This window comes from Streptomyces sp. NPDC102451 (assembly GCF_044765485.1).
Taxonomy (GTDB): Bacteria; Actinomycetota; Actinomycetes; order Streptomycetales; family Streptomycetaceae; genus Streptomyces.
Genome location: NZ_JBIWKD010000002.1, coordinates 417541 through 441758 on the forward strand (window position 1 = coordinate 417541; position 24218 = coordinate 441758).

19 protein-coding genes are annotated in these 24218 nt (G+C 72.3%); 11 read left to right on the top strand and 8 right to left on the bottom strand.

The features are described 5' to 3' along the window. Positions 1 to 115 precede the first annotated feature (115 nt). A complete protein-coding gene (locus ACIRD8_RS05400; RefSeq protein ID WP_403986395.1) occupies positions 116 to 2278 on the top strand; it encodes a SpoIIE family protein phosphatase in 2163 nt (720 codons plus the stop codon). 134 nt (positions 2279 to 2412) lie between these two features. Here the strand turns inward: ACIRD8_RS05400 and ACIRD8_RS05405 are convergent, their stop codons facing one another. From ACIRD8_RS05405 to ACIRD8_RS05415, 3 genes are all read right to left on the bottom strand, one after another. Continuing rightward, positions 2413 to 3858 (bottom strand): glyceraldehyde-3-phosphate dehydrogenase, encoded by a 1446-nt coding sequence (locus ACIRD8_RS05405; RefSeq protein ID WP_403986398.1) that lies wholly within the window; start codon positions 3856 to 3858, stop codon positions 2413 to 2415. Positions 3859 to 3966: 108 nt separating this feature from the next. Beyond that, positions 3967 to 5460, bottom strand: a complete 1494-nt coding sequence (locus ACIRD8_RS05410; protein WP_403986401.1) for a sulfatase-like hydrolase/transferase — start codon at positions 5458 to 5460, stop codon at positions 3967 to 3969. Next, on the bottom strand, positions 5457 to 6422 hold the full coding sequence (locus tag ACIRD8_RS05415) for a TauD/TfdA dioxygenase family protein (protein ID WP_403986404.1): 966 nt from the start codon (positions 6420 to 6422) through the stop codon (positions 5457 to 5459). Before ACIRD8_RS05415 ends, ACIRD8_RS05410 begins: the two co-directional genes overlap by 4 nt. A 545-nt stretch (positions 6423 to 6967) precedes the next feature. Between ACIRD8_RS05415 and ACIRD8_RS05420 the strand changes: the two genes are divergently transcribed. From ACIRD8_RS05420 to ACIRD8_RS05455, 8 genes are all read left to right on the top strand, one after another. Next, positions 6968 to 8191: an ROK family protein gene (locus ACIRD8_RS05420; protein WP_403986407.1), complete on the top strand. Its 1224-nt coding sequence runs from the start codon at positions 6968 to 6970 to the stop codon at positions 8189 to 8191. A gap of 91 nt (positions 8192 to 8282) precedes the next feature. Beyond that, complete coding sequence (locus ACIRD8_RS05425; protein ID WP_387394842.1) at positions 8283 to 8366, top strand: putative leader peptide; 84 nt, start codon at positions 8283 to 8285, stop codon at positions 8364 to 8366. A 249-nt stretch (positions 8367 to 8615) separates the two neighbouring features. Beyond that, positions 8616 to 10208 (top strand): ABC transporter substrate-binding protein, encoded by a 1593-nt coding sequence (locus ACIRD8_RS05430; RefSeq protein WP_403986410.1) that lies wholly within the window; start codon positions 8616 to 8618, stop codon positions 10206 to 10208. Between the two features lies 1 nt (position 10209). Beyond that, on the top strand, positions 10210 to 11154 hold the full coding sequence (locus tag ACIRD8_RS05435) for an ABC transporter permease (protein WP_403986413.1): 945 nt from the start codon (positions 10210 to 10212) through the stop codon (positions 11152 to 11154). 3 nt (positions 11155 to 11157) lie between these two features. Next, complete coding sequence (locus ACIRD8_RS05440; RefSeq protein ID WP_403986416.1) at positions 11158 to 12051, top strand: ABC transporter permease; 894 nt, start codon at positions 11158 to 11160, stop codon at positions 12049 to 12051. Continuing rightward, positions 12048 to 13898, top strand: a complete 1851-nt coding sequence (locus tag ACIRD8_RS05445) for an ABC transporter ATP-binding protein (protein ID WP_403986419.1) — start codon at positions 12048 to 12050, stop codon at positions 13896 to 13898. The genes ACIRD8_RS05440 and ACIRD8_RS05445 overlap by 4 nt, the downstream gene beginning before the upstream one ends. 110 nt (positions 13899 to 14008) lie before the next feature. Then, a complete protein-coding gene (locus tag ACIRD8_RS05450; protein ID WP_403987276.1) occupies positions 14009 to 14839 on the top strand; it encodes a formylglycine-generating enzyme family protein in 831 nt (276 codons plus the stop codon). Beyond that, positions 14836 to 16638 (top strand): sulfatase, encoded by a 1803-nt coding sequence (locus ACIRD8_RS05455; RefSeq protein WP_403986422.1) that lies wholly within the window; start codon positions 14836 to 14838, stop codon positions 16636 to 16638. Before ACIRD8_RS05450 ends, ACIRD8_RS05455 begins: the two co-directional genes overlap by 4 nt. A 15-nt stretch (positions 16639 to 16653) precedes the next feature. On the opposite strand, the gene ACIRD8_RS05460 is transcribed toward ACIRD8_RS05455, so the two are convergent. From ACIRD8_RS05460 to ACIRD8_RS05480, 5 genes are all read right to left on the bottom strand, one after another. Then, positions 16654 to 17193, bottom strand: coding sequence for a MarR family winged helix-turn-helix transcriptional regulator (locus ACIRD8_RS05460; RefSeq protein ID WP_403986424.1), 540 nt, complete (start codon positions 17191 to 17193; stop codon positions 16654 to 16656). An 82-nt stretch (positions 17194 to 17275) separates the two neighbouring features. Continuing rightward, positions 17276 to 17884: an SRPBCC family protein gene (locus ACIRD8_RS05465; RefSeq protein ID WP_403986427.1), complete on the bottom strand. Its 609-nt coding sequence runs from the start codon at positions 17882 to 17884 to the stop codon at positions 17276 to 17278. Between the two features lie 42 nt (positions 17885 to 17926). Next, a complete protein-coding gene (locus ACIRD8_RS05470) occupies positions 17927 to 20317 on the bottom strand; it encodes a xanthine dehydrogenase family protein molybdopterin-binding subunit (RefSeq protein WP_403986430.1) in 2391 nt (796 codons plus the stop codon). A gap of 5 nt (positions 20318 to 20322) precedes the next feature. After that, on the bottom strand, positions 20323 to 20859 hold the full coding sequence (locus tag ACIRD8_RS05475; RefSeq protein ID WP_403986433.1) for a (2Fe-2S)-binding protein: 537 nt from the start codon (positions 20857 to 20859) through the stop codon (positions 20323 to 20325). Continuing rightward, positions 20859 to 21728 carry an FAD binding domain-containing protein gene (locus ACIRD8_RS05480; protein WP_403986436.1) on the bottom strand — a complete coding sequence of 290 codons (870 nt, stop codon included), beginning with the start codon at positions 21726 to 21728 and terminating at the stop codon, positions 20859 to 20861. Before ACIRD8_RS05480 ends, ACIRD8_RS05475 begins: the two co-directional genes overlap by 1 nt. A 163-nt stretch (positions 21729 to 21891) precedes the next feature. Between ACIRD8_RS05480 and ACIRD8_RS05485 the strand changes: the two genes are divergently transcribed. Both ACIRD8_RS05485 and ACIRD8_RS05490 read left to right on the top strand, forming a co-directional pair. Beyond that, positions 21892 to 22986, top strand: a complete 1095-nt coding sequence (locus ACIRD8_RS05485) for an XdhC family protein (RefSeq protein ID WP_403986439.1) — start codon at positions 21892 to 21894, stop codon at positions 22984 to 22986. Positions 22987 to 23055: 69 nt separating this feature from the next. After that, entirely contained in the window at positions 23056 to 24210 is a 1155-nt protein-coding gene (locus ACIRD8_RS05490) for a TetR family transcriptional regulator (RefSeq protein WP_403986442.1), read from the top strand. The last annotated feature ends 8 nt before the right edge of the window (positions 24211 to 24218 follow it).

The following is a 24218-nucleotide window of genomic DNA, read 5'->3' on the forward strand; positions in this document are numbered from 1 at the left end:
CGCCCGGGGGAAGGGGCGGTTGAGCGCGGGGACACACAAGGGCATTCTTGAGAAAAGGTCGCATATGTGTGTTCGTGGGCGACCTGCCCAGGCGTGGAGGACGAGTGATGGGCCCATGAGCAGGGACCAGACGGGCCGCCAGGGTCCTGACGCGGACCGTGGCGCGCCCCCGGCCGCCGATGGCAGGCTGCCCGTCGACGTCCCGACCGAGGAACTGCGCTGCCAGATCCTCGAACAGCTGCCGGTGCTGGTGGCGTACTTCGACCAGCACCAGAGGCTCGCCATGGCCAATGCGGCGTCGGCCGCCTCGGTCGGCAGCACCGAGGCGGCCATGCTCGGGCTGCCGCCCGGAGAGGTCGAGTCCGGACGGTTCCTCGCAAGCTGGGAAGCCCTCGCGGATGCCGTCGACCGGGTGCTGCGGACGGGCGAGGGCGAGTCCTTCAGCGCGCACGTCCTGGTGGGAGGCGACGAGCGCATCTGGCAGTCGGCGCTGTCGCCGGTGCGGAACGGCGCCGACGAGATCCAGGGCGTCTCCGTCGTGGCACTCGATACGACCGAACAGTTCCGGGCGCGCAAACGCCTGGCCGTACTGAACAAGGCCAGCACGCGCATCGGCAGCACCCTCGATGTGGGCCGCACCGCCGAGGAGTTGGCGGAGCTCGCCGTCGAGGACTTCGCCGACTTCGTCGCCGTCGACCTGCTCTCCGAGGTGCTGAGAGGTGACGAGGCGCGTTCCGTGCTGCACAGGGAGAAGATCGGTTTCCACCGGGTGGCCCAGCAGTCCGTGCTCGAAGGGTGCCCCGAGTCGGTCGTCCCGCTCGGTGAGACGCACGCCTACGACCGGAACTCCGAGGTGGGCCGGGCACTGGTCCTCGGAGAACCGGCGCGCTTCACCGTCGACGAGGAGACGCTGCTCCGCTGGGCGCCGGTCGACCCCGCCCGGACGCGGAGCGTATGTGACAACAAGATCCACTCCGTACTCGTGGTTCCCCTCCGGGCCCGTGGCGTCACCCTCGGTATGGCGCTGTTCTGCCGGCACCGGACCCCCGGGGTGTTCGATGCCGCCGATCTGCAGCTCGCCACGGAACTCGTCTCGCGGGCGGCGGTATGCGTCGACAACGCCCGTCGCTACACCCGCGAGCGGGCCACGGCCCTCGCCCTGCAGCGCAGCCTGCTCCCGCGGCGGGCGGCCCGCCAGCAGGCGGTCGAGGTCACGGCACGCTACCTCCCGAACACCACCGGAGCGGGCATCGGGGGAGACTGGTTCGACGTCATCCCGCTGTCCGGCGCGCGGGTCGCGCTGGTGGTCGGCGATGTCGTCGGCCACGGTCTGCACGCCTCGGCCACCATGGGCAGGCTCCGTACCGCCGTACGGACGCTGGCCGATGTCGACCTCGCACCCGAGGAACTGCTCACCCAGCTGGACGACCTGGCGCTCACACTCGACCGCGAAGGGCCGGCGGACAGCTCCGAGGGCGGACAGGTGGCAGGCGCGACCTGCCTCTACGCCGTCTACGACCCCGCGACCGGGCGCTGCACGATGGCCAGGGCGGGCCACCCGGAGCCGATGCTGGCCTGCCCCGACGGCACCGTCAGGCAGCTGGCACTGCCCGCCGGACCTCCGCTCGGGGTCGGCGGTGTGACCTTCGAGGGGACCGAGTTCGAGCTCCCCGAGGGCAGCCGGCTCGCCCTGTACACGGACGGTCTGATCGAGACGACGGCGGACAGGGACGTCGACAGCGCTCTCGACGAGCTCCGCGAGCTGCTGGGCCGCCCCGCACTCTCCCTCGAAGAGGCGTGCGAGACCGTCATGGACGCGCTGGTCCCCGAGCAGCCGACCGACGACGTCGCCCTGCTGCTGGCCCGCACCCGGCGCCTCGACGCAGGCCACTACGCCTCGTGGGACCTCCCCACCGACCCCGCCGTCGTCTCGAACGCCCGTAAACGCGCCGCCGCGCAACTCACCGCGTGGGGCCTGGACGACGCGGTGTTCACCACCGAGCTGGTCGTCAGCGAACTGGTCACCAACGCCATCCGCTACGGGGGCGATCCCATCCGGCTCCGCCTCATCCGGAACACCGCGCTCATCTGCGAGGTCTTCGACGGCAGCAGCACCGCTCCCCACCTGCGCCGCGCCCGGATCTTCGACGAGGGCGGACGCGGCCTCCTGCTCGTCGCGAGTCTCACCGAGCGCTGGGGCACCCGGTACAGCAGCATCGGCAAGACGATCTGGGCCGAACAGCCTCTTCCGGACGCGGAGGAGACGGATCTGGTCTGAGGGCGGCCGGCGTCCCGTTCCCGGCCCGCGAGCCGGGGTCAACTGCCCTGCTCCTACGGGGAAGTGGTGTCGACCGGGCCCGGCTCCCGGCGCCGTCTCGCGGCACCGGGAGCCGAGGGGGTCTCCCGTCCGGATCAGGCAGCCGGGGCGGGGTAGGTCGGGTACTCGACCCCGGAGACGTGCTGGACGACCCGGATGACCTGGGAGGAGTAGCCGAACTCGTTGTCGTACCAGAGGTAGAGGATCGCGTTGTCGCCCTCGACCTTGGTGGCGCCGGCGTCGACGATCGAGGCGTGACGCGAGCCGATGAAGTCGCTCGACACCGCGTCGGGAGCGGTGATGAAGTCGATCTGGCGCCGCAGCGGCGAGGTCAGCGACACGTTGCGGAGGTAGTCGAGGACCTCCTCGCGGTTGGTGCCGCGCGCGAGCTGCAGGTTCAGGATCGCGATCGAGACGTCCGGCACCGGGACCCGGATGGAGCTGCCGGTGATCTTGGCCTGGAGGTCGGGCAGCGCCTTGGTGACGGCGGAGGCCGCGCCCGTCTCGGTGATGACCATGTTCAGCGGCGCCGAGCGTCCACGACGGTCCGAGTTGTGGTAATTGTCCAGCAGGTTCTGGTCGTTGGTGAACGAGTGGACCGTCTCCACATGCCCGCGCAGCACGCCGTACTCGTCCGCCATCGCCTTCAGCGGCGGGACGATCGCGTTGGTGGTGCAGGAGGCGCAGGAGATGATCTGCTCGTCAGGCTTGATCGTGTCGTGGTTGACGCCGTGCACGATGTTGGGGACGTCGCCCTTGCCCGGCGCGGTCAGGACGACCTTGCCGATGCCGGGGCGGAGGTGCTTGGACAGGCCCTCGCGGTCGCGCCACCGGCCCGTGTTGTCGATCAGGATGGCGTCCTTGATGCCGTACGCCGTGTAGTCGACGGCCGTCGGGTCGTCGGAGTAGATCACCTGGATCTCGTTGCCGTTGGCGATGATCCTGCTGTTCGCCTCGTCGACGGTGATCGTGCCCTGGAACTGGCCGTGGATGGAGTCGCGGCGCAGCAGCGAGGCACGCTTCACGAGGTCCTGCCCGGCGGCCTGGCGCACGACGATGGCGCGCAGCCGCAGACCGTTGCCGGAGCCGGTCTTCTCGATGAGCAGGCGGGCCAGGAGGCGGCCGATGCGCCCGAAACCGTAGAGGACCACGTCGCGCGACTCGCGGCGCTCCGTCTTGTTGGAACCCGTGGCGCCGGCCACGGCCTCGGCGGTGAAGTCGTCCACCGACAGGCCGCGGTCGTCGGTCCGGTACGTCGCGGCGAGCATGCCGAGGTCGATCTGCGACGGGCCGAGGTCGAGCGCCGTGAGGGCGTGCAGGAACGGCAGGGTCTCGGTGACCGAGAGCTCCTCACCGGCTATCTGGCGGGCGAACCGGTGGGTCTTGAGGATGCTGACCACCGACTTGTTCACCAGGGAGCGGCTGTGGAGCAGGACCGTGACGTCCCGCTCCCGGTGCAGCTTCCCGATGATCGGGATCATCGACTCCGCGATCTCCTCGCGGGTCTTCCAATTGGTGAACGAGTCCTCGGTGGCAGTCACAAGTCCATCTTTCGAGCTAGGCGGTGCTCATATGTTAACCGCACCGGATTTTGATCACGCAATCGGTGCCGTCAATGGGCCTGGCCCGCTCGGATTGATGTGCCCCGGTCAGAGGTTCGGGGCCGGTGGCCCCGGCCGGACGCCGGACCGGTGGCCGAACCTCACCCCCTCCCACGGCATCTCGGCAGGGAACGGCTCCGCGCGGCGCTGCCCGGCAGGCCGTGGGGCGGCGGGCTCGATCACGGGCTTGACGCCCTCGACCGACTCCAGCCACTCCAGCAGTTCCGTCCGGAGTCCGTCCGCGACCGTCCGGTGCGACGTGAGCCCGGCGAGGTTGTCCAGCTCGTAGGGGTCCGCCGCCAGGTCGTACAGCTCGGTCTCCGTGTAGTGCTCCGCGTCCGGCTCGTTCCAGGCGTCGGCCCCCGGTGCGTCCACCACGTACTTCCACCGGGAGGTGCGCACCGCGCGGCCGACCCGGTCCTCACTGATCTGGACGAAGGCGGATCCCGCCCGGCCGGGGTCGTCGCCCCCGCCGGTCAGCGGCAGCAGCGACCGGCCCTGGACACCGTCCGGTACGGCGATGCCCGCGGCCTCCAGCAGTGTGGGCATCAGGTCCACCGTGCCGACGGGCCGCCGGACGAGTCCGCCGCCGGTGAAGCCGGGGCCGGTGAGTGCCAGCGGCACCCGCACGGACGACTCATGGGCGGAGCGCTTGTACTCGCTGTTACGGGTACGGAAGTGCGAGCCGTGGTCCGCGGTCCACGCCAGCACCGTGCGCTCCTCCGTGCCCAGACTCCTGAGCGCGTCGCGCAGCCGTCCCACCCCCTCGTCGACCCGCTTGATCTGGCCGAGGTATCCGGCGAGATGGCGGTGGGCGCCGCCCTGCGGAGCGCCCGGCGCGAGCGCCGCCAGGTCCGGCGGGAGCCACGCGCCCTCGTAGCGCTCGCGGTAACCGACGGGCGCCGGGTAGTCGTCGGTGGGGTTCTGGTGGTGGGGCTCCAGCAGGGAGAGGAAGAGCAGGTAGGGGCGGTCGTGGTGGTCGGCCACGAAGCGGATGGCGGCGTCGATCAGGGCGTCCGAACGGTACCCGGGGAGCCGGACCGGCTCCCCGTCCTCGTCGTACACCACGGTGCGGTACGCGTCCGAGGTGAACTCCAGCCGGTCCGAGGCGAGCCACTTCTCGTAACCGCCGCGCCGCCCGGGCGGTACGGGGCCGTCCGGGCCGTCCTCCCCGGCCAGGTGCCACTTGCCGATGTAGCCCGTCGTGTACCCGGCCCCGGCGAACGCCCCGGCGAGGGTGGGCAGGTCCCCGGGGAGCGGCAGTCCGTTGCGGAACACGCCGGACGCGGTGGGGAAGCGACCGGTCTGCAGGGCCGAACGGGCCGGTGCGCAGACGGGATTGGGTGTGATCGCCTGCTCGAACAGGGTCCCTTCGCGGGCGATCCTGTCGAACTCGGGGGTCACCCCCGCCCGGTTGCCGTGCACGCCGGCCGTGTCCCAGCGCTGCTGGTCCGTGAGGATCACGATCACCTGCGGGGGCGCCCCGGCGGACGATGCCCGCGCATCGCCCGCCGGGGCGGGTGTGTCACCGTGCCCGCTCATGCGTCCGTCTTCTCCGCGGCCTCGGCCGTCGAGGCGCCGGACGCGATGCCGAACGAGGGGTCGGGCACCGCCTCGGGGCTGATCAGCGTCGAGGAGCGGCCGTCGACGCCGACCGGCACGTCACCGTCGATGGTGACGCGGCGCAGCTTGCGCTCGTGGGCGTCGGAGTCGTCCACGCCGTAGTGCTGGGTGGCGCGGTTGTCCCAGATGGCCACGTCGCCGGTCTGCCACTGCCAGCGCACGGTGTTCTCCGGGCGCTCGATGTGGGACTGGAACAGTTCGACGAGCGCACGGGAGTCACGGCCGGTCAGCCCGCTGATGCGCTGGACGAAGTTGCCCAGGAGCAGGACGCGTTCGCCGGTCTCGGGGTGGACGCGCACCACCGGGTGCTCGGTGAGGAACTTCGTCGAGGTGAACACCTTCCGGTACTGGGCGAGTGCCTCCGGGCGGGCCTCGGGGCGAAGGGCCACGTAGTCGTAGTCGTTGGAGTGGACCGCGCGCAGGCTGTCGGCGAGCACGCGCAGCGGCTCGGGCAGCTCGGCGTACGCGGCACCCGTGTTGGACCACAGGGTGTTGCCGCCGTACGGCGGGATGACCACGGCACGCAGGATCGAGAAGGCCGGATAGGCCGGCACGAAGGTCACATCGGTGTGCCACTGGTTGGCGCGGCCGCCGTGGTCGGAGTCGATGCCGAGCGAGTAACGGCCGTCCGCGGACGGGACGGTGGGGTGGGCCACCGGGGTACCGAGCAGTCGGCCGAACGCCTCGTGACTGTCCTCGTCCAGGTGGTCCTGGCCGCGGAAGAACACCACCTTGTTGGCCAGCAGCGCGGCCCTGATCCCGGCGACCGTCGCCGGGTCCAGGTCCCCGCCGAGGCGCACCCCGGAGATGACGGCGCCGAGGCGGCCGCCGACCTTCTGGACGGTGAGGGTGGAGGCGGGAGCGGTGGTTGCTGAGGACATGACGGGATTCCCTTCGGGATGCGGGATGTGGGATGCGGACTCGTCCAAGACCGGGCATTCATTAATCTTGGAGAGGAAGTAATCGGCCGAGCAGTGGGTGCGGGAGATGCGGAACGTCGGGTGATGACTGACCGAACCGTGGTGCGGGGCGGGAGCCGCCTCGGTCGTACGGGCCGGAGGTGGCGGGTCAGGCGGCGGAACAGCGGCCCGGACACGCCGTCGGCGTGGTGGGGCGGCCGGCGTGGGCGGGCCGCGCTGCGGGAACGGCCGTCGCGAACATGCCCCGGAGACTTCCAGCGCCCCACGGTGGTCGTCAAGCACCCGTCCGTCCCCCGGAGGCCGCCCGGCGGTGGTTGAATCAGCGCTCGCACGACGCTCGCACCGCATCCGGTGACGCGTGGTCAAACCCCCTCCGGCCTGCGGTTCCTTCCCCGGTCGCGTGCGTGGTGCGCGCCCAGCCGGAGCACCGGGCGCACGGCCCGGACCGAATTCATGCCGCCGTAATGTTGCGACGCCCCGTGTCGCAGGACCGAAGGAAGGCCCCCATGACAGCCGCCCCGCAGATCTCCCGGGCGACCGGTGACGGCCGCCGTGAGGCCAACGCCGCCACGGTGTTGCGCACGGTGCTCGATCACGGGCCCGTCGCCCGCCGGACGATCGCCGAGCTCTGTGGGCTGAGCCCGGCCGCCGTCTCGCGCCAGTGCACCGACCTCGTCCGGCTCGGCCTGGTGAGGGAACTGCCCGAGCTGGTGGCGAGCAGCGGTGTGGGCCGGCCCCAGATCCCCATCGACCTGCACACCGGCTCCGCGGAGGGGGACGAGGGGACCGCGGGTCCGGTGGCGGGCGGCATCCATATCGGCGTGCCCGCCTCGACGTTCGGCCTCATGGACCTGCGGGGCCGGCTCCTCGCCCGGCGTCACCTCTCGCACGAGGGCATCGCTCCGGGGGATCTGCCGCGCCGGATCGTGGACGTGATGCGGGGATTCCTCGACGACGCGGTCCGGGACAGGCCCCTGCTGGGGGTGGGCGCGGCACTCGGCGGCTGGGTGGATCCCGCGCTGGGGACGGCGGTCCGGCACGACGCACTGGGATGGCACCAGCGTCCGCTGGCGGCCGAACTCGCCCGTGGCCTGGGGGGAGTCGAGGTGCGGATCGACAACCACGCCCGGGCCATCGCCCAGTCGGAGATCCTCTTCGGCCGGCCGGCGGCCCGCCGCAGCCTGGTCCATCTCTTCGTCGGCAACGTGGTCGACGCCGCCCTGGGGATCGCCGGGGTCGTCCACCAGGGTCCCGGATCGGGCGCGGGCGACGTGGCCCATCTCCCCGTACCGGACTCCACGGTCCCGTGCGCCTGCGGGAGGACCGGATGCCTGGAGGCGACGGCGTCCAACACGGCGATCGCACTGACCGCCGTGCGCCGCGGCATCGTGCCCGAGCCCGATGTGTTCCTGGTGGTGGACGCGGCGGCGGCCGGGGACCGGCGCGCGGACCGGCTGCTGCGGGAGCGGGCCCGCGCGGTCGGCCGGGCGGCGGCCCTGCTGCTCGACGTCCTGAACCCCGATCTGATCGTGGTCACCGAACACTCCAGCCTCCTCAACCCGGAGTACCTGGAGGAGATCCGCGGCGCCGCGGTCGATCTCTCCCATGTCTGCGGAGATCCCGAACGCATCGTCAGTCCGCATGCCGGGACGGCCACCTTGCCCGTGGCAGCCGGCACGATCCTGCTGAACCCGCTGTTCAGGCGCCCTTTGGCGACCGTCGAGCGATAACGGGGAGGCCGGGGCGCGGGAGGAGGGCCGCGTACCAGGATGCGGACAGGGCGGGTTGACCGTCCGGCGGGGCCGCTGTCATATTGCTCCCGTGAACCCGGACATACGCCTTGTCTCCCGCAGGCACGTCGACCTCTGTCGACAGGCCAGCGCGGTCTGTGCTGTTCGCGACTGATCACCGCCCTCCCTTCTCCGGCCCGCAACGGGCGCCGCTGACGCCGTACGTGCGGAGCGGTGCTTCCGGCCCGCACGGCCGCCCCGGGCTCCGCCGCCACCGTCCGGCCTGATCGGCCGGCCGGAATCTCCGTACGGGAACGCGTCTTCTTCGAGCCGCTCCCTCGCGCCCTCAATTCGTGTCGCAGCGGAATCAAAGCGTCGGCGCGCCCCGGTCCACCCCGTCCCTCACCGTCACAGGCAGGCTTCGATGACCGAGCTGTACCCCTCCACGCCCACCGGACCGTCCCGGCGCTCCACCTTGCGCGCCGCGGGCGGCGGCACCCTGCTTCTCGGACTGGGCCTGGCCGGCTGCCGCTCGGCGGTCTCGGAGGCCTCGTCCGACACCCGGAGCGCGGGTGCCACACCCAAGCGCGGCGGCACCCTCGACGTCGCCGTCAACGCCGACTTCACGCCCGCCCTGCTCTACTCGCAGAGCCAGCAGTCCCTGCAGCACCGGCTGATCTTCAACACCCTGACCCGCTACGACGACAGGCTCAGTCCGCAGCCGGAGCTGGCCGCCTCCTGGACGTACGCCGAGGACGGGCGCAGCATCACGCTGCGGCTGCGCGACGACGTCACCTTCCACAACGGCCGGAAGTTCACTGCGGACGACGTCGTCTTCGCGGTGAAGAACCTGCAGAACCCGGTGCGCGCAGCCCAGTTGCGTAGCACCGCCGAGACGGTCACCGGGTTCGAGAAGCGCGGCGACCACGAGCTGGTGCTCAAGCTGGCGCATCCGGTGAACAACCTCTTCGACCTCTTCGAGTTCATGATCATCACCGCCCCGGAGGCGGTCGAGGACGCCGTCACCGGAAAGAAGCTCATCGGCACCGGCCCGTTCAGGCTCAAGAAGTGGAGCCCCGGCTCCGGACTGAGCCTGACGCGGAACGACGACTACTGGAAGCCCGGCCGCCCCTATCTCGACGGCGTCGAACTGCGCGTCGTACCGCAGGCCGACGCGCTGATCTCGTCCCTGCGCTCCGGCCAGTCGCAGCTCTCCTTCAATGTGCCCGGCAAGAACCTCGGCACCGTCAAGAGCGACAAGCGGCTCTCCGTCAGCGACTACGACACGGGCGCCGGAGCCATCTACCTCGGGGTCAACACGACCGTGAAGCCGCTCGACGACCAGGTGGTCAGGCACGCCCTCGCCTGGGCCGTCGACCGCGACCGGCTCCTCGCCCAGACCCTCGGCGGCTACGGACTGGCCTCCGCCGCCCCCTGGCCCAAGTCCTCACCCGCCTTCACCGAGGCCCACCGCACCCACTACGCCCACAACCCCGGCAAGGCCAGGGAACTGCTCCGGTCCGCCGGGCACACCAAGCTCGAATTCCCCCTGCTCCACCTCGCGCTGCCGAGCGAGACCGCGATCGCCGAGTCGCTCCAGTACGACCTCGAACAGGTGGGTGTGCACGTCACGCTCCAGCCCACCGACCCCGCCACCGGGCAGAAGAAGCTGATCTCCCAGGACATGCCGGCGCTGTGGACCATGGGGCACGGGTTCGCCCAGGTCCAGCCCTCCACACTCGCGGTGAGCGCCTATCCGTTCAACGAGGCCAAGAACACCTCCCGGTACGGGTCGAAGGAGTACACGACGGTCGTCCGGGAGGCCTGGACGAAGCCCGAGTCGAGTGCCGCGGCGGCGAACGCCCTGCACGAGAAGATCTCCGGCATCCTGCTCGACGAGGCCTTCATCATCGATCTCGTCGTACGGGGCCAGATCCAGGTATCCGCCGCCGGGCTGCACGGCGTCACGCTCAACAAGTTCTCGTACCTGAACCTCGACGACGCCTACCTGGTGTGACATGCGCGGCTATCTGCTGCGGAGGCTCCCCTCCGCCCTCCTCGTCCTGCTCGTCGCCTCGTTCTTGATCTTCACCATCCTGCGGCTTGTCCCCGGCGACCCCGCCAGCACCCTCGCGGGACCCGACGCGGACGCCTCGACCGTCGCCGCGATCCGGGAACGGCTCGGCCTCGACGCGCCCCTCCTCACGCAGTACGCGCACTGGATCGGATCGCTGGTCACCGGCGACCTCGGACCCTCCTACGCGATCGGCGGGCAGACGTCCGACCTGATCCGGGACGGTCTCGGCGCCACCACCGAACTCACCCTGGCGGCGCTCCTGTTCGTGGTCGTGCTCGGGACCGCCTTCGGCGTCCTGGGCGCCACCTCCCGCAGCCGCTGGATCCGCTCGGCGATCCGGGTGACCACGACGGCCGCCCTCGCCGTGCCGCCCTTCATCAGCGGCGTCGTGCTCGTGCTCCTGTTCGCCGTGATCCTGGGCGTGCTGCCCCCGGGCGGCCGGATCGCCTTCCTCACCGCCCCCGACCTCGCCGTGCAGTACCTCCTGCTGCCCGCGCTCTGCCTCGCCCTGCCCAGCGCCGCCGTCCTCGGCCGCTACCTCAAGGACGGGATCGAGCACGCGCTGGCCGAGGACTACGTCCGCACCGCGACCGCAGCCGGTGTCGCACCCCGCAGGCTGCTGTGGCGGCACGCCCTGCCGAACGCGCTCCCGTCCGTCGTCACCCTCCTCGGCATGCAGACCGGGCACCTGCTCGGCGGAGCCGTCCTCGTCGAGGCGATCTTCGCCTGGCCGGGCCTCGGACAGCTCGCCGAGCAGGGCCTCATCCGCCGTGACTATCCCGTCGTCCAGGACCTCCTGCTGCTCCTGGTCGCCGTCTTCGTCCTCGTCCAGCTCTTCACCGACCTCGTGTACGCCTGGCTCGACCCCCGGATCAGGTGGGAGTGACCCATGACCACAACGACCGACACCGTCCTCACCGGCCCGCCCCCTCCCGCCGCCACCCGCAAGCCGGGCCGCCGGTCCCGCCCGCGCCACCCGTACCGCACGGCGCTGTCGACCGCACGGGCCCGGACCGGTCTCGTCCTCGTCGGCGCGGTGGTCCTCGCCGGCCTGTTCGCCCCGCTCCTCGCGGGCCACGGGCCCACCGAGCAGAGCGCACAGAGCCTCGCCGCCTTCGCCGCCCCCGGGCATCCGCTCGGCACCGACGACCTCGGGCGGGACCTGCTCAGCCGGGTCCTGTACGGCATCCGCGCCGACCTCGGGATCATCGCGGTCGCCGTGCCCCTCGGCGCCGCCCTCGGCTGCCTGGCCGCGCTGCTCGCCGCCTCGCACCCGGTGGCCGACACGATCGTGCAGCGCGTCTTCGACCTCGTCCTCGCCTTCCCCGGACTGATCCTGGCCCTCGCCGTCACCGCGATCCTCGGCCCGGGCCGCATCCCCGTCGTCCTCGTCATCGCCCTCGCCGAGATCCCGGTCTTCGGCCGGCTGCTGCGCGGCTCGGTCCTCGTCCAGCGGGAGCGGGAGTACGTCACCGCAGCCCGGGTCGGCGGGAGTTCCGGACGCCGGGTGCTGTTCCGGCACATCCTGCCCAACGCAGCGGACCCGCTGATCGTCCAGATCGCCGTCTCGCTGACCGTGGCCGTGTTCATCGAGGGCGCGATGAGCTTCCTCGGCGTGGGCGTACGGCCGCCGGAGCCCACCCTCGGATCCGTACTGGCCCAGTCCCTGCCCTACCTCTCCGAGGCCCCGCACTTCGCGGCGGGCCCCCTGATCACCGTGACCGCGCTCGTCCTCGGACTCTCGCTCGTCGCCGAGGCGCTCAACCGGGAGATACGCCGATGACCGACCGGGAACTGCTCGAAGTACGCGATCTCGGCGTCGAGTTCACGGCCGACGACGGGTCGGCGCTGCGTGCCGTGCGCGGGGTCTCCTTCAGCCTGCGCCGCGGCGGGACGCTCGCCGTCGTGGGGGAGTCCGGATCGGGGAAGTCCACCACCGCGCTCGCCCTGACCCGGATGCTGCCCGGCACCGGCCGCATCACCTCCGGCTCGGTCCTGCTCGACGGCCAGGACCTGGCCGAGGCCACCGACGCGGAACTGCGCGCCGTGCGCGGCGCCCGCATCGGCATGATCTTCCAGGACCCCATGACGGCCCTCAACCCCGTGCTGACGGCCGGCCGCCACCTCGACGAGGTGCTCCGCGCCCACGGCCACCACGACCGGGCCGCCCGCAGGAAACGTGCCGTCGAACTCCTGGACCGGGTCGGCATCCCCGAACCGCACCGCCGCGTGGACGACCACCCGCACCAGTTCTCCGGCGGCCAGCGGCAGCGGATCCTCATCGCCATGGCGCTGGCCGGCGAGCCGGACATCCTCCTCGCCGACGAACCCACGACCGCGCTGGACGCCACCGTCCAGGACCAGATCCTCACCCTGCTCGCCGACCTCAACCGGGAGACCGGCACCGCACTGGTCCTCATCACCCACAACATGGGCGTCGTCGCCCGCTCCTGCGAACGCGTCCTCGTCATGTACGGCGGCACCGTCGTCGAGGACGGGCCCACCGCCGAGGTGCTCACCCGCCCCCGGCACCCCTACACCGCGGGCCTCCTCGCCGCCGTGCCCCGCCTCTCCGCCCCGTCGGGCACCCGGCTCACCGGCATCCCGGGCAGCCCGCCCGACCTCACCCTCCTCGGGGACGGCTGCGCCTTCGCCGACCGCTGCACGCTCGTCGAGGACCGCTGCCGCACCACGGCACCCCCGCTCGTCGAGCTGACGGACGGGGTACGGGCCGCCTGCCTGCCCGCCGCCGGGCGCACCGCACCGCTGCCCGCACCGGCCCCTCCCTCCCGCATCGACCGCCCCGCACCGGGGGCCGTCGTCCTGGAGGCCGAGGGACTGCGCAAGACGTACAAGGGGCGCGGAACACGGGGACGTAAGGGATTCACCGCACTCGACGGGGTGTCGCTGACCCTGGCCGCGGGGGAGACCCTCGGCATCGTCGGCGAGTCCGGCTCCGGGAAGTCCACCCTGGCCCGGGTCCTGGCGCACGCCCATCCCGCGGACGGCGGCAGGCTGCTGCTGCACGGCACGGACGTCACCCGGCCCTCGCGCCGCGAGTTGCACGGGATACGCCGCCAGGTCCAGATGGTCTTCCAGGACCCCTACGCCTCCCTCAACCCCCGGATGACGGTCGGCCAGATCGTCGCCGAACCCCTGCTCGCCTTCGGCCTCGGGGACCGGGACGAGCGCGAGGAGCGGGTGGCGGAACTCCTGCGGCTCGCGGGCCTCGACCCGTCCGCCGCCGGCCGGCACCCGCGCTCCTTCTCCGGCGGCCAGCGCCAGCGCATCGGCATCGCCCGCGCCCTCGCACCCGCGCCGTCCGTCCTCATCTGCGACGAACCCGTCTCCGCGCTCGACGTCTCGGTCCAGGCACAGATCGTCGGCCTCCTCACCGACCTCCAGCGCGACCTGGGCCTCGCCCTGGTTTTCATCGCGCACGACCTCGCCGTGGTCCGGCAGGTCAGCCACCGCATCGCCGTGATGCACCGGGGCCGGATCGTGGAGAGCGGCAGCGCCGACGAGATCTGCGAGAACCCCGGCGACCCCTACACCCGCGCGCTGCTGGCCGCCGCCCCCGAACCCGTACCCCGGGCCCCGCGCTCCCACCGGACGGAGGTCCTCGCGTGAGCGCCTGCTGCACCCCCGGACGCCCCTGTACGGGCGGGTCCGCGACGGCCCTGCTGCCCCTGCCGTCCGTACGCCGCACGGCACAGGCCCCGCCCGTCACCCGCCGTGCCATGGCCGAACTGCCCGGCGGTGTCTTCCGGATGGGCGACGCGTTCGGCGAGGGCTACCTCGCCGACCGGGAGGGCCCCGCGCGCGAGGTGCGCGTGGAGCCGTTCGCCATCGACACCGCCGCCGTCAGCAACGCCGACTGGGCGGCCTTCGCCGAGGCCACCGGTTACCGCACCGACGCCGAACGCTTCGGCAGCTCCTTCGTGTTCCACCTCCTCGTCCCCCCGGCCGCCGAACGCCACGTACTCGGCCGGGCGGCCGGGGCCCCGTGGTGGCTCGGCGTCGCGGGAGCCTCCTGGGACGCCCCCGAGGGACCCGGCTCCGGCCTCGCCGGACGCGAGGACCACCCGGTCGTCCACATCTCCCACGACGACGCCCTGGCCTACTGCGCCTGGGCCGGCGTCCGGCTGCCCACCGAAGCGGAATGGGAGTACGCCGCGCGCGGCGGCCTGGAGGGCGCGCGCTACCCGTGGGGCGACGACCTCACCCCCGGCGGCCGCGAGATGTGCAACATCTGGCAGGGCCGGTTCCCGCACCGCTCGGAGCGGCCCGGCGGCCGCCCGGGAACCGTGCCCGTCACGGCGTACGAACCCAACGGCCACGGCCTCCACAACACCTCGGGCAACGTCTGGGAATGGTGCGCCGACGCCTTCGGGCCCGGCGAACGCGTCATCCGCGGCGGCTCCTACCTGTGCCACGCCTCGTACTGCAACCGCTACCGGGTCGCCGCCCGCTCCCACAACACACCCGACTCCTCGACCGGCCACGGCGGCTTCCGCTGTGCCCGCGACCTCGCACCCGCCCCAGCAGCGGAAGGACGTACCACCTCGTGAAGGCCGTCATGGTGATGTTCGACAGCCTCAACCGGCACCTGCTGCCGCCCTACGGCGCCGACTGGACCCACGCCCCCAACTTCCGGCGCCTCGCCGAGCGCACGGTCACCTACGACACCTGTTACGCGGGCTCCATGCCCTGCATGCCGGCCCGCCGCGAACTGCACACCGGCCGCCACAACTTCCTGCACCGCGGCTGGGGCCCGCTGGAGCCGTTCGACGACTCGATGCCCGAGATCCTCAAGCGGCACGGCGTCTACACCCACCTCGTCAGCGACCACCAGCACTACTGGGAGGACGGCGGCGCCACCTACCACGGCCGCTACAACTCCTGGGAGTTCTTCCGCGGCCAGGAGGGCGACGCCTGGAAGGGCCAGGTCGCCGACCCGGAGATACCCGAGGACCTGCGGACCACCCGCAACGACCTCTGGCGCCAGGACTGGGTCAACCGGCAGCACCTCGACACCGAGGCGAAGCAGCCGCAGACCCTCACCTTCGACGCGGGGCTCGAATTCCTGCGGACCAACCACACCGAGGACGACTGGTTCGTCCAGATCGAGACCTTCGACCCGCACGAACCCTTTTTCACCCAGGACCACTACAAGGACCTCTACCCGCACGACTACGAGGGCCCCCACTTCGACTGGCCCGACTACAACCGCGTCACCGAGACCGACGACCAGGAGCAGCACGCCCGCTACGAGTACGCGGCGCTGCTCTCCATGTGCGACCACTCGCTGGGCCGGGTCCTGGACGCCATGGACGCCCACGGACTGTGGGACGACACGATGCTCATCGTCTGCACCGACCACGGCTATCTGCTGGGCGAGAAGGGCTGGTGGGCGAAGGTCGTCACCCCCTGGTACGAAGAGCTGGTCCACACCCCGCTCTTCGTCCACGACCCGCGCCGCCCGGACCGCGCCGGCAGCCGTGACGGAGCGCTCGTCCAGACGATCGACCTCGCGCCGACCCTCCTCGACTTCTTCGGGGCCGAACCGACCCCCGACATGCAGGGCCGGCCGCTGCGCGAGACACCGGACGCACAACAGCCCCGGGACGCAGCGCTGTTCGGGATGTTCGGCGGGCATGTGAACGTCACCGACGGGCGGTACGTCTACATGCGGGCCTGCCACGACGACACCAACCAGCCGCTGTACGAGCACACCCTGATGCCCACCCGCATCCGGGGCCGCTTCACCCCGGAGGAGCTCTCCGGCCTGACCCTCGCCGAACCGTTCGGCTTCACCAAGGGCGTACGCACGCTCAGGATCGCCGCCAACCCCTCACCGCTGCTGGGGCCGCAGCGCTTCGGCAGCCTCCTCTTCGACCTGGACGCGGACCCCCGGCAGGAGAAGCCCCTCGTCGACGACGCCGCCGAACTGCGCATGATCAGGCTGCTGGTGGAGCGGCTGCAGGCGAGCGAGGCGCCGGACGACCAGTACGAGCGGCTCGGCCTGCCGCACGATCCCGACGAGGTGGGCGAGTCCCATCTGCTGGTCGCCGCCCAGCGCGAGCGTGCCGAGGCGGCCCGTGAACCGGCCGCGCGCTCCCACGAGTTCGCCGAGGGCGCTCTCAATCTCCGTACACCGCTGGCCGAACTGCTCGCCGAACCCGCCGCCACCGACGCGATCCGCCGGATCGTCCCAGGACTGCTCGACACCGAGCTGCTGACCGTCCGCGGCGGCGGCTCGCTCCTCCAGATCGCGGCCTTCGCCGGACACCCCGGGCGCGCCCAGCTCACCGAGCTGGCGGAGGAGCTGGCCCGTCTCTTCCCACGGCGCTATTTTCAGAACACCTAGACCCGGGCGGGCGGGCTACCGCTCCGCGCCGGCCCGCTCCTCGTCGGCGTCGAGGATCGAGATCTCCAGCTTGCGCAGCAGCCGCGCGAGCTGCCGGCGCTCGGAGGGGGACAGCCCTCCGAGCATCCGGTTCTCGTTGTCCAGGTGCTCGGCGAACGCCGTGTCCACCGTGGCGAGGCCCTTCTCCGTCAGTCGGGAGTAGACGACCCTGCGGTCCTGGGTGTCCCGCTCGCGGACGATGAGGCCGTCCTTCTCCAGGCGGTCGATCCGCAGGGTCACCCCCGCCGAGGACACCAGCCCGGAGTCGGCGAGCTGCCCGGCCGTCAGCCGGTACGGCTCGCCCGCCCTGCGCAGCGCGGTCAGGACGTCGAAGCCCGCCACGGACAGGCCGTGCCGCTCGATCGACTCGGTGAGCCCGGTGCTGTAGCGCAGGAACGAGCGATGGAGCCTGGCGAGGACCTCGAGCGGGCTGGTGTCCAGCTCCGGCCGCTCCCGCGCCCAGTCCTCGATCACCTTCGCCACGGCGTCCTGGTCCCCAGGCCTTGATGCTGCCATCTCATCCCCTTGTACGGCGTCGGCCGGCGTCCCCCCGGCTTCTCACGGCACTGAGAATCTTACCGCTGAGGTGATAAGAGGATCATCGGCCGCTGGACCGCCGCCGCACCACCCTGATCAGCACCACGGCCAACAGTACGGCGGCGGCGGGTACGGCCGCCTTCCTGAGCAGCACCGGCAGGGCCGCCGCGCCGAGGTCCACCGGCTCCGGCTCGGCCGCGGGGGCGGCAGGCGCCGAGCCGGGGCCGGGCCGGTCCCGCAGAAGGCCTTCGAGGCGGTCCGCGAACTGCTGGACCAGCCGGTCCCCGACCTCGGTCATGATCCCGCGGCCGAACTGCGCGGGACGGCCGGTGATGTCGAGGTCCGTCCGCACGTGCACCCGGGTGCCGTCGGGGCCGGCGGCCAGGGTCGCGGTGACCGTCGCGGAGGCGGTGCCCGAGCCCCGGGTCTCGCTGCCGCTGAGGTCGAGGTGCATGGAGCGGGCGGCCTCGTCGCGCGTGACGGTGCCCTCGCCGCGGTAACTCATCTGCACCGCGCCGATCTTGACCTTGACCCGGCCGGTGAACGCGTCCCCGTCGAGGGTGTCGAGGACCGCGCCGGGCATGCAGGGCGCGACCCGTCCGAGGTCGTGGAAGAGCTTCCACGCCTCATCGGGATCGGCCGGAACGGTGAAGGTGTGGTCGAGCTGCATGGTTTCCCATCCTTGGATTGCTGAGGCGGACGTCGGGGCCGGTCAGGCGGGGGTGGCCGGGGTGCGGATCAGGTCGCGCACCCGGCTCGGCGAGAGGGGGCCGCGGCGTACGACCACGCCGAAGGGGCGCAGCGCGTCCTCCACGGCGTTGGCGAGCACGGCCTGCGGGGCGATCGCACCGCCCTCCCCGAGCCCCTTCACCCCGAGGTCGTTCATCGGGCTGGGGGTGAAGAGCTCGTCCATGTCGAGGTCGGGGATCTCCGAGGAGGTGGGCACCAGGTAGTCCATGTAGGTGCCGGTCCTGGGCTGGCCGTCGGGCCCGTAGACCATCTCCTCGTACAGCGCGCCGCCGATGCCCTGCGCGATGCCGCCGGTGACCTGGCCCTCCGCGATCATCGGGTTGACGATCACACCCGCGTCGTGGACGACGACGTAGTGCAGGATCTCGACGGCGCCGGTGTGCTCGTCCACCTCCACGACGGCGGCGTGCGCCCCGCTCGCGACGGCGAAACCGGGCGGCCGGAAGTGCACGGTCTCGCTGATCTCGGTGCCGTGCCGGCCGTCGGTGGGTTCCGGTGTGCCCGGCAGCGGAGCACGCCCGGCGAGCTCCGCCAGGTCCATCGACGGGCCGCCCGGCTCCTTGGCCGTCACCACCCCGTCGCTGAGGTCCAGGCCGTCCGCCGGGACACCGAGGCGGCGCGCCGCCGCATCGATGATCTTCTCGCGGACCAGCCGTCCGGCCCGGTGGGTGGCGTTGCCCGCGTTGACCAGGGCGCGGCTGGCGATGGTGCCCACACCGAAGGGGGTGGCCTCGGTGTCGCCCCCGGTCACATCGATGACGCCGAGCGGCACCCCGATGGCGTCGGCGGCGATCTGCGCCATGGACGTACGGTGCCCCTGCCCCTGGGACGGCGCGCCTATGGCGAGCCGGACCCGCCCCGTCGGGGCGATCTCGATGCGAGCCGTCTCGAACGGTCCGAGACCGGTCGCCTCGATGTACATCGCGAACCCGATGCCGATGTGCTTCCCGTCGCGGGCGCCCTCGCGCTGCCTCGCCCGTACGCCTTCGGGGTCCGCCTTCGCCACGGCCCGGCGCAGGAGTTCGGGGAAGTCGCCGGAGTCGTAGGACTGGGGGCTGCCGGAGCGGTCCACCAGCCCCGTCGCGTACGGCATCTCGTCCGGCCCCACGAGATTCCGGGCCCGCAGCTCCTCGGGCGCGATGCCCAGTGCGGCGGCCAGCCGGTCCATCGCGCGTTCCATGGCGAAGACCGTCTCGGGCCTGCCCGCCCCCCGGTACGGCGTGGCGAACGTGGTGTTGGTGAGGACACCGGTGACGTCGATGTCCACGTGGGGGATGCGGTAGGGGCCGAGCAGATGGCAGAGCGAGTTGTACGGCACGACGAGCCCGGTCATGTTGTACGCGCCGAAGTTCACCAGGATCCGGTCGCGGACGCCGAGGATGCGGCCCTCGGCGTCCGCGGCGAGTTCGATGCTGTGGATCTGCTCGCGGGCGTGCGAGGAGGCGGTGAGGTTCTCGTTGCGGTCCTCGCGCCACAGCACGGGGCGGCCGAGCACCCGGGCGGCGTGGGGGACGAGGAGCTCCTCGACGTAGAGGATGCCCTTCTGGCCGAAGCCGCCCCCGACATCGGCGGCGACGACATGGACCGTGTCGGCCGTGAGGCCGAGCGTATGGGCGATGGCCTCCCGCAGCCGGTGGGGTGTCTGGGTCCCCGACCAGACGTTCAGCCGGCCGCTGTAGGGGTCCACCTGGGCCGAGACCGCGCGGGTCTCGATCGGTGAGGCCACGTAGCGGTGGGCCTCGAACCGCTCGCCGACCACGGTGTGTGCGGTGGCGAAGACGGTGTCCGGGTCGCCGACGCGGGCCGTGACGGCGACGACGGCGTTGTCCGGCAGACCGTCGTGCAGCAGCGGTGCGTCCTCCGCCAGGGCTTCCTCGGGGTCGACGAGCACGGGCAGCGGGGCGTAGCGGACGTCGACGAGTTCGAGGGCGTCCTCGGCGAGATAGCGGTTCTCAGCGAGGACCAGGGCGACGGGCTGGCCGACGTACAGCACCTTGTCGTCGGCGAGCAAGGGCATGGGCGTCATACGGACCGTGGGGTCCAGGAGTGCGGCGAGGCCCGGCGGGGTGCGCAGTTCCTCCTTGTTGAGCATGGGCGGCAGTCCGGCGACGTCGCCGCCGGTCCACACGGCGACGACGCCGGGGGCCTCCAGGGCCGCCTTCACGTCGATGGACTCGATGCGGGCGTGCGCGTGGGGGCTGCGCAGAAAGGCCGCCTCGACGGCGCCCGGCAGGGCGATGTCGTCGACGTAGCGGCCGTTGCCGCGCAGCAGCCTGTCGTCCTCGACACGCGGGACGGACCGGCCGATCCAGCTGCCGCCGTCCTGCCGGCCCGGGTCGGATGCGTGGGACATACGGGTCACTCCCCGAAGCTCTCGTCGAGTGCCTGGCACACGGCACGGCGGATGTTGCGGTAGCCGGTGCACCGGCACAGGTGGCCGCTGAGCGCGTCGGCGACGTCTTCCGTGCCGGGGCGCTCGGGCTGTTCGGTCAGGGCGGTCGTCGTCATGACGAACCCGGGCGTGCAGAAGCCGCACTGCATGCCGTGGCAGGTGTGGAAGGCGCGCTGGACCGGGGTGAGCGGGGCGTCGTCGGGGGCGAGGCCCTCGACGGTGCGGATCGCAGTCCCGTCGCACTGGACGGCGAGGGTCAGGCAGGAGCGGGCCGGTTCGTCGTCGAGGAGTACGGTGCACGCCCCGCACACCCCGTGCTCGCAGCCGACATGGGTGCCGGTGAGACGGAGCCGGTCGCGCAGGAAGTCGCTGAGCAGCAGCCGGGACTCCACTTCGGCGGTGATCTGCTCGCCGTTCACGGTGAGGGCGATCCGGTGCCAGCCGGACGGCTCGGCGAGCGGCGGGGTACGGACGGTGCGGGGGGCAGGGACGGACGGGGTCATCAGCAGCGCTCCCATGCGGTGGTACAGGCGCGGACGAGGAGGTGGGCGGCGGTCTCGCGCCGGTGGGCGGCGCTCGCGTGGACGTCGTCGGAGGGGTCGAGGCCGGCGAGTGCGGCGTGCCGCGCGGCGGCCAGCGCCGCTTCGTCGGCCCCGGTGCCGACGAGCGCGTCCTCGGCGGCGGGCAGGCGTACGGGGACGGGGCCGGCACCGCTGAAGACCACACGGGCGGTGCGGACCAGGCCCGTACCGGGGTCCCGCTCCAGCAGGACGGCCACTCCGACGGTCGCGAAGTCACCGTGCCTGCGGGTGAGTTCCTCGAAGGCCCAACCCTGCCGCGCGGGCGGCGGGGGGACGATCACCTCCGAGAGCAGCTCGTCGTCGTCGAGGGCGGTGGAGAACGTGGCGACGAAGAAGTCCTCGGCGGTGACGGTGCGGCTGCCGCCCGGCCCGGTGATCACGAAACGGGCTTCCAGCGCCCTCGCCGCCGTCGGCAGCTCGGCGGCGGGGTCATGGTGCGCCAGGCTGCCGCACACGGTGCCGCGGCCCCGGATCTGCGGGTGGCCGATGTGGCTGATCGCCGCTGCCAGGAGGGGCCATCCGTGCCGGACTGCCGGGTCGGCGGCGGCGCGGGACTGCCGGACGGCGGCGCCGATGTGCAGGGCACCGGACACGTCGACCGCCAGATGGGCCAGCTCCGGTATGCGCGTGATGTCCACGAGGAGCTCAGGACGGGCGAGGCGCATGTTCAGCATGGGGATCAATGACTGGCCGCCCGCCACGACCTTGGCGTCCCGCGACGGGTCGGCGAGGAGAGCGACCGCCTCGGCGACGGTGCGCGGGGCGGTGTAGTCGAAGGGTGTGGGTTTCAATCTGCTGCCACCGGGCCTCTCGGATGGTCGTCACGCCGTCGCACTCGGCGCGTCGGCGTGACGATCGATACGCACAGATCTATCTAGTACCTGAAATGATTTACACTAAAGTTTCTGGTTGGCAAGAGGCTCCCGCAGATTTCACGGCCCGAGGTGGCGAAGAATGCGACATGTCATCGATCAGGCGGCTGCCTGGCAGAGCTCCGGAACCCGCTGTGTCATGGCGACCGTGGTGCGGACCTGGGGCTCGGCCCCGCACGGTCCCGGCGCCTCCATGCTGGTGGCGGAGGACGGCAGGATCGTCGGCAGCGTCTCCGGCGGATGCGTGGAAGCCGCCGTGATCGCGTCCGCGGAGGAGGTGTTCGCGGGCGGCCCGCCGGTCGTGGAGCGCTGGGGAGTCGGCGACGACGACGCCTTCGCGGTGGGGCTGACCTGCGGCGGGACGATCGAGGTGCTGATCCGCGAGGTGGAGCCCGAGACGCCGCTGGACCGGATCTCGGCGGATCTGGCGGCGGGGGTCCCGGTCGCGCTCGTCACGCCGCTCGACGGCGGCGGAAGCCTGGCCGTCGGCCGTGGGGAGGTGAGCGGTTCACTGGGCGGCGAGGCCGCCGGCCGGGTGGCCGCGCTGGCCGCCGAGGGCATGCTCGGCCGGGGTGAGAGCGGGCTGGTCACCGCGAGGGCGGAGGGCGGCGCCGGACCCGACTGCGTCCCGGAGCGCGAGCTGCTGGTGCAGTCCTTCGCGCCCCGGCCCCGGCTTCTGATCTTCGGGGCCGCCGAGTTCGCCCGGCCGCTGGCCGGCTTCGCCGCGGCCCTCGGCCACCGTGTGACCGTCTGCGACGCCAGGCCCGCCTTCGCGGATCCCGGACGCTTCCCGGGCGCCGACGAGGTCGTCGTCGACCGGCCGGACCGCTGGTTCCGTGCCCACGAGGACCTCGTCGATCCGACGACGGCGGTGTGCGTCCTGACCCATGAGCCCCGCTTCGACGTCCCCGTCCTCACGCGTGCCCTGAGCGGCGCCGCCGGATATGTGGGCGCCATGGGGAGCCGCCGCACGCACGAGGACCGGCTGGTGCGTCTGCGGGCGGCCGGTGTGACCGAGGCCGGGCTGGCCCGTCTGCGCTCGCCGATCGGGCTCGACCTGGGCGGCCGGGGGCCCGAGGAGACCGCCCTGTCGGTCCTGGCGGAGATCGTCGCCGTACGACGCGGCGGCAGTGGCCTCCCGCTCACCGTCGGCACAGGTCCGGTGCACACGATGTGACTGTTTTTGAACGCCTGTTTTTATAAACATCCGTTTAATCTGAAGCACGTGGATCCAGAGAGCAAGAGCATGAGCCCGCGACGACAGACGGACGACGCCGCGCACGCCGCCGCCGCGCGGGGAACGGCCGCGCCCCGGCGCCCCGGCTCGCACGACCCGGAGGGCAATCGCCGGGCGGTCCTCGACGCGGCCCGGCGCCTCTTCGGCGCGCACGGCTACAAGGGCGTGGGAGTACGCGCCATCGCGGCGGAGGCGGGGGTGACGGCCGGCCTCGTGATGGCGTACTTCGGCACGAAGGACGGCCTCTTCCGGGAGGCGGTGGGCAGCGGGGCCGGCGTCAGCGGTGACGTACTCGCGGCGACCGGCGGTGAGGCGGCGGACCTGCCGGGCGTCCTCGCCCGCGCCTATCTCGACCGGTGGGACCGGCTGCCCGCCGACGACCCCTGGCCGGCGCTGATCCGCTCGGCGGTCAGCCACCCTCCGAGCGCCGAGCTGCTGCGCACGATCCTCGACACGCAGGTGGGGGAGCCCCTCGCCCAGGTCCTCGGCACCACCGCCGAGGCCGATGTGCGGGCCGCGGTCATCCGCAGCGTCCTCTTCGGCGTGATCATGGAGCGCTATGTGTTCGCGCACGAACCGGCGGCGTCCGTGCCGACGGCGGAGTTCGCCCCGGCGCTGACGGACGTGCTCGCCACGGCGTTCGGCGGGACCGGGGGGCCGGCAGCTCCGCGCACGGACCCCGGCCCGGCGGAGCCCCCCGCTTCCTCACCGGAGCCGGGCGACAACTCCGCCGGCCTGTTCGCCCTGCTCGGCGAGTGCGCCGCGCGCCACCAGCAGGTCGTGGGCAGAGCCGTGCGTGCGTACGGCATCAGCCTGCCCGCCTACGACGTGCTGGCCACGCTGCGCGAGGCGGGTGCCCCGTACCGGCTGACGACGGGTGAGGTCGCGGCGGCGGGACCGGTCCGGGCGGGCGGGCTGACCCAGCAGGCCGACCGGCTAACGGAAGCCGGACTGATCCGCCGGGAGCGCGACACCGACGACCGCAGGATCGTCCGGCTGTGTCTCACCCCCGAGGGCCTCGAACTCACGGACCGGGTGGCTGCCGTACGGTCCGGCCAGGAGCAGGAGCTGCTGGCCGGACTGGGCCACGCGGAACGCCGGCGGCTCACGGCGCTCCTGGGGACCCTGGCGCACACGCTCGGGGCCGGTGGCCCGGAGCAGTGAGCGCTGCT

Bases quoted from the DNA above. Each gene is read 5' to 3' on its own strand.
- ACIRD8_RS05450 (WP_403987276.1), top strand. From the start codon at position 14,009: ATGGCCGAACTGCCCGGCGGTGTCTTCCGGATGGGCGACGCGTTCGGC.
- ACIRD8_RS05490 (WP_403986442.1), top strand. From the start codon at position 23,056: ATGAGCCCGCGACGACAGACGGACGACGCCGCGCACGCCGCCGCCGCG.
- ACIRD8_RS05470 (WP_403986430.1), bottom strand. From the start codon at position 20,317: ATGTCCCACGCATCCGACCCGGGCCGGCAGGACGGCGGCAGCTGGATC.
- ACIRD8_RS05435 (WP_403986413.1), top strand. From the start codon at position 10,210: ATGCGCGGCTATCTGCTGCGGAGGCTCCCCTCCGCCCTCCTCGTCCTG.
- ACIRD8_RS05445 (WP_403986419.1), top strand. From the start codon at position 12,048: ATGACCGACCGGGAACTGCTCGAAGTACGCGATCTCGGCGTCGAGTTC.
- ACIRD8_RS05400 (WP_403986395.1), top strand. From the start codon at position 116: ATGAGCAGGGACCAGACGGGCCGCCAGGGTCCTGACGCGGACCGTGGC.
- ACIRD8_RS05475 (WP_403986433.1), bottom strand. From the start codon at position 20,859: ATGACCCCGTCCGTCCCTGCCCCCCGCACCGTCCGTACCCCGCCGCTC.
- ACIRD8_RS05460 (WP_403986424.1), bottom strand. From the start codon at position 17,193: ATGGCAGCATCAAGGCCTGGGGACCAGGACGCCGTGGCGAAGGTGATC.
- ACIRD8_RS05415 (WP_403986404.1), bottom strand. From the start codon at position 6,422: ATGTCCTCAGCAACCACCGCTCCCGCCTCCACCCTCACCGTCCAGAAG.
- ACIRD8_RS05420 (WP_403986407.1), top strand. From the start codon at position 6,968: ATGACAGCCGCCCCGCAGATCTCCCGGGCGACCGGTGACGGCCGCCGT.
- ACIRD8_RS05440 (WP_403986416.1), top strand. From the start codon at position 11,158: ATGACCACAACGACCGACACCGTCCTCACCGGCCCGCCCCCTCCCGCC.
- ACIRD8_RS05485 (WP_403986439.1), top strand. From the start codon at position 21,892: ATGCGACATGTCATCGATCAGGCGGCTGCCTGGCAGAGCTCCGGAACC.
- ACIRD8_RS05430 (WP_403986410.1), top strand. From the start codon at position 8,616: ATGACCGAGCTGTACCCCTCCACGCCCACCGGACCGTCCCGGCGCTCC.
- ACIRD8_RS05410 (WP_403986401.1), bottom strand. From the start codon at position 5,460: ATGAGCGGGCACGGTGACACACCCGCCCCGGCGGGCGATGCGCGGGCA.
- ACIRD8_RS05465 (WP_403986427.1), bottom strand. From the start codon at position 17,884: ATGCAGCTCGACCACACCTTCACCGTTCCGGCCGATCCCGATGAGGCG.